The organism is Streptomyces sp. URMC 126, from assembly GCF_051386555.1.
Classification (GTDB): Bacteria; Actinomycetota; Actinomycetes; order Streptomycetales; family Streptomycetaceae; genus Streptomyces.
Genome location: NZ_JBPQTX010000240.1, coordinates 1 through 10,860, shown reverse-complemented (window position 1 = coordinate 10,860; position 10,860 = coordinate 1). Strand labels below are relative to the sequence as shown.

Annotated in this window: 8 protein-coding genes and 1 pseudogene; 3 read left to right on the top strand and 6 right to left on the bottom strand. The window is 74.1% G+C overall.

From position 1 onward, the window contains the following. Nucleotides 1-79 precede the first annotated feature (79 nt). Nucleotides 80-1,276, bottom strand: coding sequence for a MerR family transcriptional regulator (locus tag ACSNOK_RS24580; protein ID WP_436782938.1), 1,197 nt, complete (start codon nucleotides 1,274-1,276; stop codon nucleotides 80-82). Nucleotides 1,277-1,440: 164 nt separating this feature from the next. On the opposite strand from ACSNOK_RS24580, the gene pip reads away from it, so the two are divergent. Beyond that, complete coding sequence (pip, locus tag ACSNOK_RS24575; RefSeq protein WP_436782937.1) at nucleotides 1,441-2,406, top strand: prolyl aminopeptidase; 966 nt, start codon at nucleotides 1,441-1,443, stop codon at nucleotides 2,404-2,406. Between the two features lie 78 nt (nucleotides 2,407-2,484). On the opposite strand, the gene ACSNOK_RS24570 is transcribed toward pip, so the two are convergent. Continuing rightward, nucleotides 2,485-3,720, bottom strand: a complete 1,236-nt coding sequence (locus tag ACSNOK_RS24570) for a cytochrome P450 (RefSeq protein WP_436782936.1) — start codon at nucleotides 3,718-3,720, stop codon at nucleotides 2,485-2,487. A gap of 215 nt (nucleotides 3,721-3,935) precedes the next feature. Here ACSNOK_RS24570 and ACSNOK_RS24565 point away from each other — a divergent pair, with 215 nt between their 5' ends. After that, nucleotides 3,936-4,205 carry a hypothetical protein gene (locus ACSNOK_RS24565; RefSeq protein ID WP_436782935.1) on the top strand — a complete coding sequence of 90 codons (270 nt, stop codon included), beginning with the start codon at nucleotides 3,936-3,938 and terminating at the stop codon, nucleotides 4,203-4,205. 396 nt (nucleotides 4,206-4,601) lie between these two features. Here ACSNOK_RS24565 and ACSNOK_RS24560 read toward each other — a convergent pair. Further along, a pseudogene (locus tag ACSNOK_RS24560) lies at nucleotides 4,602-4,990 on the bottom strand (transposase); the annotation flags it as partial. Between the two features lie 36 nt (nucleotides 4,991-5,026). Beyond that, complete coding sequence (locus ACSNOK_RS24555; RefSeq protein WP_436782934.1) at nucleotides 5,027-6,946, bottom strand: serine/threonine-protein kinase; 1,920 nt, start codon at nucleotides 6,944-6,946, stop codon at nucleotides 5,027-5,029. 479 nt (nucleotides 6,947-7,425) lie between these two features. Here ACSNOK_RS24555 and ACSNOK_RS24550 point away from each other — a divergent pair, with 479 nt between their 5' ends. Then, entirely contained in the window at nucleotides 7,426-7,722 is a 297-nt protein-coding gene (locus tag ACSNOK_RS24550; RefSeq protein ID WP_436782933.1) for a hypothetical protein, read from the top strand. 186 nt (nucleotides 7,723-7,908) lie between these two features. Here the strand turns inward: ACSNOK_RS24550 and ACSNOK_RS24545 are convergent, their stop codons facing one another. Together ACSNOK_RS24545 and ACSNOK_RS24540 are read right to left on the bottom strand one after the other, a co-directional pair. Then, complete coding sequence (locus tag ACSNOK_RS24545) at nucleotides 7,909-9,318, bottom strand: FUSC family protein (RefSeq protein ID WP_436782932.1); 1,410 nt, start codon at nucleotides 9,316-9,318, stop codon at nucleotides 7,909-7,911. Next, nucleotides 9,315-10,541: a sensor histidine kinase gene (locus tag ACSNOK_RS24540; protein WP_436782931.1), complete on the bottom strand. Its 1,227-nt coding sequence runs from the start codon at nucleotides 10,539-10,541 to the stop codon at nucleotides 9,315-9,317. The genes ACSNOK_RS24545 and ACSNOK_RS24540 overlap by 4 nt, the downstream gene beginning before the upstream one ends. Nucleotides 10,542-10,860 lie beyond the last annotated feature (319 nt).

Sequence of the window (10,860 nt, the reverse complement as noted above, 5' to 3'; positions counted from 1 at the left end):
GGTCGGGGATGGGGGCGGCGCACTGCCGCCCCCGCGCCCACGCCCACGCCCACGCCCACGCCCACGCCCACGCCCACTGTCAGCGTTCCTCCTCGACGTCCGCCACAGCGCAGCTCACATTGTCCGGCGCACCCGACGCGTGGGCGAGCGCGACGAGTTCCCGGACCGTCCGCTCCGGGTTCCCGCCGGCCGCCGCCACACGCCGTACCGCGTCGTCCGGGACGACGGCCGAGAGGCCGTCCGAGCACAGCAGGTAACGGTCGCCCGCCCGTACCTCGCGCAGCCGGACGTCCGCGACCGCTCGTTCGCCCGCGCCCAGTGCCCTGAGCAGGAACGCCCGTTGCGGGTGGGACGCCGCTTCGCCCGGGGTGAGGGCGCCTTGTTCGACCATCGCGCGGACGAGCGTGTGGTCCTCGGTGATCTGGAAGAACTCGCCTTCCCGTAGCAGATAGGCGCGGGAGTCGCCGATGTGGACGAGGGCCAGACGGGAACCGGTCCAGAGCAGCGCCGTCAGCGTCGTGCCGGAGGTGGCGGGGATGACAGAGGCAGCGGAGGCGGCGGAGGCAGCGGGGGCGGCAGGAGCGACCGGAGTGGCGTCCGGGGCTTCCCGCGTCGCCTGCTCCTCGGCCGCGACCGCGGCCACCACGTCCCGTACCGCCCGGTCCGCCCGTTCCACCGTCTCCCGCAAGGCGTTCACCAGGTCACCGGCGGGCACGCCCCCACCACTCCCGAACCGTTTCAACGCCTCGATCGCGGCCGCCCCGGCCCGCGCACCCTGGTCGCCGTAACCGTCCGCGACGGCGAGAAGGCCCGGACCGGCGTACGCGGTGTCCTGGTTCAGCGTCCGGACGGAACCGGTGTCGGAAAGAGCCGCGCAGCGGATGCGCAGGGAACTGCCGGTGGACGAGGTGGAGGACATGGCGGGTTCCTTTCCCGTGCACGAGAGGTGGTCGACGAGGAAGGCGACGAGCTCGCGCCGCGTGGCGAACGCGGTCTCGGACTCGTTCCAGAAGAGGCGGATCTCCTCGGCCGCCGCGAGCGGTGACGTCCCGTCGTGGAGTGCGCACACCCGCCGGATCCGGGCCAGAGGCATGCCGACGTGCCGCAACCACGCCACGAGCCGCGCCCGTTCGAGCTGGGCCGGTTCGTAGAAGCGGTAACCGGTGACGGCGTCGACCCTGGCCGGGGGCAGCAGGCCCAGTTCGTCGTACAGACGGAGCGCCTTCGGCGTGAGCCGGGACGCCCTGGCGAACGCCCCGATGGTCAGCAGTCCCACGGCGGTTCCCCCTCCCTCCTCGTGCCGGGCCCTTCACCCGGCCCGGCACGGCCGATGCTGCGGCTTCCCCCAGGGACAAGGTCAACCGACGGCCCGGACGCGCCGGCACGCGTAACGTGACCGCGCGCCCGCACCCACCGCCCGAACGGAAGGGAATCCCCTGCATGGAGACCGACGTGCTGTACCCGCCGACGGAACCGTACGACGCCGGCATGCTCGACGTAGGGGACGACAACCTCGTCTACTGGGAGGCGTGCGGCAGAAGGGACGGCAAGCCGGCGCTCGTCGTGCACGGCGGGCCGGGTTCCGGATGCGCGCCGGCGAACCGCCGGTACTTCGACCCGGACCGCTACCGCGTCGTCCTCTTCGACCAGCGCGGCTGCGGCCGGAGCACGCCGCACGCCGCCGACCCCTCGACCGACATGCGGCACAACACCACGCACCACCTGATCGCCGACATGGAACGGCTGCGCCGGCACCTCCGCGTCGACCGGTGGACGCTGTTCGGCGGCTCGTGGGGGTCGACGCTGATCCTCGCGTACGCGGAGCGGCATCCCGAACGGGTCGCGGAGATCGTGATCACCGGCACCACCCTGACCAGACGCTCGGACGTCGACTGGCTGTACCGGGGCGCCGCCCGCTTCTTCCCGGAGCAGTGGGAACGGTTCCGGGCCGGGGTCCCGGAGGCGGAGCGCGACGGAGACCTCGTCTCCGCCTACGCCCGGCTGACGGAGCACCCGGACCCGGACGTACGCGAACGCGCCGTGCGTGACTGGTGTGCCTGGGAGGACGCCGTGGTCTCCGCCGAACCCGACGCCGCCCCGACCCCGTACACCGGACGGCCCCCGCGGGCGCGCACGGCGTTCGTCCGGATCACCACCCGCTACTTCGCCCACGGCGCCTGGCTGGAGGAGGGCGCCTTGCTGCGGGACGCGGGCCGGCTGGCCGGGATTCCGGGCGTGCTGGTGCACGGCCGGTTCGACGTCGCGGGGCCGTTGGGCAGCGCATGGGAGCTGGCCAAGGTGTGGCCGGACGCCCGGCTGGTAGTGGTGTCCGACGCGGGGCACCTGGGCAGCGAGACGTTCCGGAGGGAGGCCCGGGCGGCGTTGGACCGGTTCGCCGCCGGGTGAGGGCACTCGTCCGCCCGTCGCGGCGGGCGATGATCGCACCGGCGGTACTACGGCGGCCGGCCGCCGCCCGGCCGGTGGTCAGCGGGTGACGGGCAGTTCCCGAGGCCCCCGGACCAACAGCCCCGGGCGGTACGGGAGGAGGCCCGGGTCGGCGGCGAGGCGCAGCCCCGGCAGTGCGTCGCACAGCAGCGGCAGGGCGATCGTCGCCTCCAGCCGCGCCAGCCGGGCGCCGAGACAGAAGTGCGGTCCGTGCCCGAACGCGGTGTGCGCCGCGGCCCGTCCGGGGCCGGGCAGGTAGCGGCCGGGCCGGAAGGCGTCCGGGTCGGGGAAGCGGCCGGGGTCGCGGTTGGCCGCGGCGAGGACGACGAGGACGGACGCCCCGGCCGGTATGACCGTGTCCTCGCCGAGGTCCACCGCCTCGGTGGTCCGACGCCAGGTGGTCCCCTCCAGCGGGCTGGCGTGCCGGAGGGTTTCCTCGACGACGGCTTCCCAGCGGCGTCCGGTGCCGTCCCGCCGGGCGGCCGACAGTTCGTCGGGGTGGGTGAGCAGCAGCAGGGACGCGGAGGCGAGGAGGTTCATCGTCGTCTCGTAGCCGGCGAACAGCAGCAGGAAGGCCATGGCCAGGAGTTCGGCGTCGTCCAGGCCGCCGTCGCCGGTGTCGTGCACGAGAGAGCTGAAGAGGTCGTCGCCGGGCGCGCGCCGTTTGTCCGCGATGAGTGCGGTGAAGTAGGCGTGCAGGTCGGTCCAGGCGGCGTCCACCGCGCCGGGCGGGAGCGCGTCGGCGGGCGATCCGACGCGGTACGTCCACTCCCGCAGGTCGGCGCGGTCGGCCTCCGGGACGCCCAGGACCTCGCCGATCACCAGGACGGGCAGGGGGAAGGCGAGCGCGTCGACGAGGTCGGCGGTGCCGTCGCGGTCCAGCCGGGCCGCGAGGTCCCCGGCCAGGCCTGCGGCCAGCCGGGCGATCCGCGGGCGGAGGGCGTCGACGCGGCGCGGGGTGAACGCGGCGGTGGTCAGCCGGCGGAGCCGGGTGTGGTCGGGGGCGTCGGAGTTGAGCATGTGCCGGGCGAGGCAGGCTTGGGCGCGGCGGGCGGGCGAATCGGGTCTGGGGCGGCCGGCGGCCCGTGGCGGCACGTTGGAGAAGCGGGAGTCGGCCAGGACGGCCCGGGCTTCCGGGTAGCCGGTGACGAGCCAGGCGTGCGTGCCGTTGGCGAGTTCCACCCGCGCGGCCGGGCCGCGGGCGCGCAGGCGCGCGTAGTAGGGGTAGGGGTCGCGCGCGAAGGCGGGGTCCGCCGGGTTCAGGAGATCGGCCACCCGCTCATCCTCACCGATGGAAGGCTCCGGGCACCGGTGTGGCAAGGGTCAGGGCGGGCGGGCCCGCCCTGTGGGATCCCTACAAGTCGACCTCCGTGGGGAGCCGCCAGCCGAGCCGCTTGATCCGGACCGGGCGGCGGTAGCCGAAGCTCCTGTGAACCGTCAGGGGATCATCAAGCCGGCCGGCTGACGCTGCCGGGTCGTACCGTGCCCGGGTGCGTTACTTGGTGGAACCTTTCATGGTCGGGGCCTTGGGGCGAGGCCGGTCGATCGAGCGGTTCCTCGGGCCGGTCGGCTCGCCCGACCGGCCCGGTGTGCGGTACGCCGAGGTCCGGGCGGCGAGAACGTCATTCGAGGTCTGGGTCCACATCGTCGAGGACGTCGGGGGCGCGACGTTCCTGGACCTCGGCGAGTTCCGCCGTTCGATCAGGACGCCGAGGAAGAGGAATTCGGCCGGCTTCTCGGCTCGGCCGAGGACCCGATGAGCGCTGTGGCCCTGGCCGAGGAACGCACGGGCGCCGCCGTTCGAGGACGACAGGTCAACCAGGGTGTCGTGCAGGACGAGTATCTCGACTTCGCTCGTGCGGGCCGCCCATCGGGCACGTCGCCGGCGGGGCACGCCTGGCCTGCGGGGCGCGCCGGCTTGTGAAGCCTTGGTGTCCCGCCCGGCGGTGATGACCGGCTGACCGGCCGTATCGGTGCCGGCTCCGGGCAGCGCGACGAGGCCGGGGGCGGGCTCGCCTCACGAGAGGAACGAGATTCGCGTCCGCCTCGCTGGCGTCAGCGTCGGGCTGGATCCGGATGAGGACGCCGGCGAGGTGGGCGATGACAAGCCTGGGCGGTTCGTGTGGCCAGGCCGCGCCACTGCTTGAGCGGATTGACGCGCCTCGACGGCGTTCCGCTGCTTGGACACCTTGGGGTCGAAGCCGGGTGGGCGGCCGCCTTGGCGGTCTCGCCGCAGGCGGTGGCTGAACCGACATCGACCAGTCGATGTCGTCATCGGCGTCCGCCGCTGCCAGGACAGCGGCGAGAGTCACCTCCCAGGTGCCGCCGAGTGCCCACCTGATCAGCCGCTTGTGAGCCGTCCGGAACGAACCCCGCTCGTCGGGCAGTTCCCGCCGTGGCGCGACGCGTTGATGCGGTGCTTCCACGCGATGGCCTCAAGGGCGCGGCAGTGGTTCGGCCCACCGCCTGCCGCGGACCGGGTCGGCAGCATCAGCGGCTCGATCCGCCGCCACATCGCATCAGTGATCACTGACCGGACAGACACGTCCGATCAACCGACCGACCCGTCCAAGAGGACGCGCTAGCTCTTGCGGGTCAGGGTGAAGGTCCAGTCCACGCCGGCGACCGGGTCGAGGGGGGTCATCCGCATGCGGTTTGTCTCCTTGCCCTCCGTTTTGAGGGCCAGCGTGGGTGAGTTGCCGGCGCAGCTCGTTGCCGGGGAGTCGGATTTCTGTTTGCCGGGAGAGACGAGAAGCCTGCCCTCCCGCACGGAGAACGCCTCGGCCGAGTACTGGCATCGCTGCTTGGTCCTGCTCAGGGTGCTGACGGTGACCGCGCGGCGGGAGTCTTCGTAGCCGACCCCAAGCTCGACGGTGGTGCCGTCCGGTCTCCGGCCGGTCCACCAGGTCCGGTACGCGTCGGGTACGGCTCCCTCGGGGTTCGTCTGCGGGCTCTTCCGGAAGTCGGACCGGACGCGACCGTCGTCCCACTTGAGCGTCCCGTCCGCCCTGGTGATCGTGCCGGTGGGCCGCTTCAGGCAGCCCCTGCCGAGGCTGGTCTTGAGCACGCTGATGCCGAGTGTGAGGGACTTCTCGTCGTTGCCCTCGGTGACCAGGGTCTCCCAGACGCACAGCGTGTCCTTGTCCAGGAGGGCCACATCGACACCCTGCTGCGTGATCACCAGCCGGGTGTACGGCGCGTCCGTGGCCGACCCCGTGTGCTGCTGTCGTTCGTCCATGCCTTCCCAGTGACCCTGGAACGCGCTCGGTACGGGGGTGGACGCGGAACCCTTCCCGTCGTCCTGCCACGGCTCGGCCGCGAGCAGGCTCGCTCCCACGGCGGCGAGGACTGCGACGGTCACCGCGCCCACCATGCGGGCCCGCGGACGCCGTCGGTCCGGGGTGCGTGCGGCCCGGTCGTGTCCCGGCCCGACTGTGGGCGTGTAGGCGAGCGCGTCCGCGGAAGGTGCCCCAGGCGCTTGAACGGGCTGATGAGCGGGCCGAGGTGTGGGCGTGGACCGGGCTGGTGGTGCAGGAGCGGGTGCCGAACGGGGCTGCGGCGGAGTGGGGTCCGAGCCCGGTGCGACGACCGTGTGCGGGCGCAGCGGATCGAAGTCCAGCAACTGTGCCGCGTGCCGACCCAGTTGACCGAGCAGAGCACCCGGCAGCCACTCGGTGGCGTCTTCCGTGGTGGTGCGGGCAGCGACTTGTTCCGGTGTGGGGCGTTGCGCCGGATCCTTGCGCAGGCACTCCCGTACGAGTCCGAGGAGCGCTTCCGGCACCCCGTCCAGGTCCGGGTCCTCCTCCGCGACCCGGAAGAGCTGGGCGTGCAGCCCGTTGTCGGTCGCGCCGAAGGGCGGGCGTCCGGTGGCGGCGTAGGCGAGGACCGAGCCGAGGCAGAACACATCGGAGGCGGCGGTGACCTGAAGTCCCCTGACCTGCTCCGGCGACATGAAGCCGGGGGATCCGATCACCATGCCGGTGCGGGTCTGGAGGCTGTCTCCGCTGATGCCGTCCAGCGCGCGGGCGATGCCGAAGTCGATGACGCGCGGCCCGTCCACCGTGACCAGGACGTTGGACGGCTTGAGGTCGCGGTGGACGAGGCCTGCCTCGTGGATGGCCCGCAGCGCGAGCGCGAGCCGGTTGGCGAGGACCCTGACCGAGTGCTCGGGCAACGGCCCGTACTGTTCGGCCACGACGGTGTGCAGGTCGGGCCCGGGAACGTACTGCGTCGCGACCCAGGGTGTCCGCGCGTCGGTATCGGCGTCGAGGACCCCGGCCGTCCAGGCCCCGCCGACCCGCCTCGCCGCGGTGACCTCACGCGCGAACCGCCTCCGGAATTCCTGGTGCTGGGCGAATTCGGCTTGCACGACCTTGACGGCGACGGTCCGTCCCCCGTCCGACCGGGCGAGGTAGACGAGATGCATACCCCCGGCGCCGAGGCGGGCGATGAGGCGGTACGGGCCTATGTGGGTCGGGTCTTCCGCGATCAAGTGGTCCACGGGAGGACGATAGAACGAGTCATCCGACGCGCACACCGGAACGTGCCGGAACGAAAAGCGGGTATCGCGGCCTCGGTTCACACATAGGAGGCGGAGTCGCAGCGTTGCGCAGGACTGCTCGTTTCGGAATGCCGCCCCGAGTCGCCGGAGGCAGATGACGCGCCAGGCGAGTCCGGGGCGGCACTGCATCCCCTCAACTGCCGAACGGTTCCCGTGGCCGGCGGGAACATCCGGCCCTGCCCGACACCGCCGCCGAACCGGCGGAGGCGGCGCCGGGGGGGCGGTTCGCCGCCGGGGCGGCGGACCTCCATGTGCATCCCAAGGACGTCACCGACGCCGACCCCCTCGGCCCGACCGCCGTCGCCGAGGCCGTCACGCGGACAGGGGCCGCGGTGCCGGGGCTGCCGGTCGGGATGGATGCCGACGAGCGCGTGGACCGCCCCCCCGGATGCCTGTGCACGCGCCACTCAGGTGCGGTTGTGAACGCTCCTGCCCGGCCCCGCGTTCGTCAGCTGGCACGCGAGGGCACCGACCTGATCGCCGCGACGCCGGCCGAACGCGGCGTCGGCAACGAGGCGGGCCTGTTCGTACTGGCCGAGGTCATCGACAACGACCCCACGACGGCCGGAGGACGCTCCACGCACTGCTCGGCGAGCTCGGTATGGGCCTCCTCCCCGCTCCCGTGCTCCTGCCCGACGAGGACGGCGGCGCCTGGCTCGTCCTCCGGCCGGCCTGGCGGGGAGGGCTGTCGACGCGCACCAGCCTGGTGGCGGTGAACGCCGCCGAAGACGGGAGGGACGGGGGCGAGCCGGCAGGCCGCCGCGCCCTTGCGTGCGGTGCCCGGATCGGAGGGACGTCCCTCGTAGCGGAGGGAGGGCGTCGCTTTGGCGGCACACCGCCCGCGACCGCCACGGCCTGACGGCGGCACCCGCTCGCCCTGCCGGCGGCTGACCCCAGGCGCGTCAAGGACGCCGCTCATCCGGGGGCCGGCCCCTCCCGGCCCCCGGCCACAGCCAGCGGGTCGCGAGGACGGCGACGCAGCCGCCAGCCAGGTTCAGTGCCACCCGTACCGCCGTCGCGTACCAGGGCACCGGTTCGTCGAAGTCGCTGAGGAGGAGCAGCAGCGCGGGTGAGGCGAGCGACCAGTAGACGTAGTTGGCGGGGCGGAAGGCGTAGGCCGCCGCGCCGGAGATTCCGACGAGTGCCGCGACCGCGTACGGGCCGGGCCCGCACAACAGCGTCAAGGCGGCGACCACGCCGCCGAGGCTGTTGCCCACCACGCGTTTGGCGAACTTGGTCCGGGTCTCCTCGGGTGTGGGCCGCAAGGTGAGGAGGAGTGACGTCACGAGCCAGTGGCCTTCCCCCCAGAGCACGCCCTGCGAGCCGGTGGCGGCCACGGCGGCAGCGGTGAGAACACCGAGGCGGGTGGCGTGGCGCAGCCGGTCGGTGGTCGCGAACGCGGCCCGGGAAGCGGCGGTCGGCGCGCGGGACAGGCGGGATGAGGGCGTGGGAGGTGGCGGTGAGGCGGAGGCGGCAGGGCCGGAGCGTGGAGGCGGCCCGGCCGCTCTGGCGGGCGCCGATCCTGCGCCGAGCGGGCGCCGGCCCTCGTGGCACGGCTCCTCCCCACCGGCCGACGGCCGTTCGCCTCCGGCCGGAGGCGGCCCTGCTCCACCGCTGCCCTTGCCGGTCGCCTCGGCGGAAGGCTCCCGTCCGCTCCTCGTCGAAGGCGCACCGGCAGCGGCCGACGCCTCATCCGCGCGGACTCCTGATCCCCCGTCGGCGGCAAGGTGCCGCCCCCGCTCCTCCCCACCACCGTCTCGGCCGCCCCCGGCAGGCGCCCGTCGGCGCCTGGGCAGGAGGAGGGCCGATGTCCAGACGCTGCCGACCAGTTGGGCGAGGCCCGGGAACGGCAGGCCCTCCGGTGGAGCCCCATGAGCCCCGGCGATGCCCGTGATGCCCGTGAGAAGGACGGCGAGGGCGGCCGTGGTGCCCACGCGGGAGAAGAGGGCCCCGATGAGGGCGGTGACGCCGACGCCGAGGGCCAGGGCGAGCGCGTTCCCGCCGGTGAGGGCGGTGTAGGCGCCCGCGACGGTCGTCCAGGCGGTACGGACGGCGAGGCAGCGGGCGCGTTCGGCCCGGCCGGCGCCCTCCGGGAGGGGCATGGCCAGCAGGACGGCCGGCAGGGCGACGGCCGCGCCGGTGCCGGGATGGCCGGTCGCGGTGCCGGCGACGAGCGGCACGGCGAGTGCCACGCCGGCGGCGGCGCCGTCCGCGTACCGCGGCCGGCCCTCGGGCCGCAGGAGGGCCGGCAGGGCGGGCCGGCCCGGCCCGCGGCCCCGGGCCCTCCGCGCACCGGACCGCCGCCCGGTCATGGGACGGCGGGGACGGTCGGCAGGGGCCCGGGCTCCGCCGTGGGCAGCCGGACCTCGACGGTCGTGCCCGCGCCGGGCGCGCTGTCCACGGTGAACCGGCCGCCCGCGCTCTCGACCCGTACGTAATGGCTGGCCAGGCCGATGTGCCCGGCGCGCAGCCGGTCCCTGACGACGCGCGGGTCGAAGCCGACGCCGTTGTCGCGGACGGTCAGCACGGTCTCGTCGCCCTCGGTGGCCAGCGTCAGCCATACGTCGGCGGCGCGCGCGTGCTTGACGATGTTGCGGAGCAGCTCCCGGGCGGTGGAGTAGAGCAGGGTCTCGTGGCCGACGCGGCCGGGCAGCCGTACGTCGTAGTGGACGCGGAAGCCGCCGCGCCGGGCGAACCGCTCCCCCGCGGCCTCCAGCGCGGCACCCAGTCCGGCGGCGGCGAGGATCTGCGGGTGGAGATTGAAGATGATCTCCCGCATCTCCCGGACGGTGCCCCGCACTTCGTCCTGGGCCCGGCCGAGGGCCGCGCGGGCCGCGGGGTCGGTGACGGATTCCTCGGCCTCCTCAAGATCGTGCAGAGCGGCCAGCAGCGTCTGCACCGCGCCGTCGTGCAGGGAGTCGGCGACCCGGGACCGTTCGCGGGTCTCGGCGGCGAGCGCGTCGTCGAGCAGCAGTTCCCGGGTGTCGAGGAGTTCGGCGACCCGCCGACCGCGCCGGGCCAGCAGGACCGCGATGAGCACCGAGGCGCCGACCGTCCACAGCAGGTACGCCTCGTCGACGACGATGTCCCAGGATTCCCGCGCCGGGTGCGTCAGGGCGTGCGGTACGGACATCGCCGCGTAACAGACCATGCAGACGGCGCCGAAGACGGCCGTGACCTTCGGCATCTGCCACAGGACGGTGGCCGTGGACCACAGGAAGTAGGCGTAGCGGACCGGGGAGTCCGGGCCGCCGGAGACCGCGGCGAGGGCGGTGATCAGCGCGAGGTCCACGACGAGGGCGCCCGCGGCACCGCGCATGCCGGCCACCGGGCGGCGCCGGATCCACACCATCCGCCCGACGGCCCAGATCAGGTAGGCGACGAGCAGGCCGTCGAACCAGTGCCGGTACGAGACGTCGGGCGGCCGGCGTCCCGCCATGAACACGGGGACGGTCATGGCGAGCCGGATCCAGGCCACGCGGCGGGAGGAGAGTGCCGCGTCCCCCAGGCGCTCCTCGCGCCGACGGGTGGTCATCGGGGCTCGCCCGGACGGACCGCGCCGGAGCGTCCGGTCGGCCCGCCTCCGTCCCGTTCTGTCCGGCGATACCGCACGGTTCCGACCCTAGACCGGCTGCCCCGGCCGCGCCCGGCGGACGCCACCCGAGGAGGGTCTCGACCGTGACGACGCGGCGCCCGAGCCGCGGAGCGGCCGGAGCACCCCGTCAGGACGGGCGCCCCGTCGGCATCAGCGTCGGCACCGGCACCAGTACCGGCACCGAAGCGGACGTCACGCCCGGCCGACCCCCGGCGAAGGCGCAGGGCACACACCCACACACCCCGCGCGGCCTCCCCCC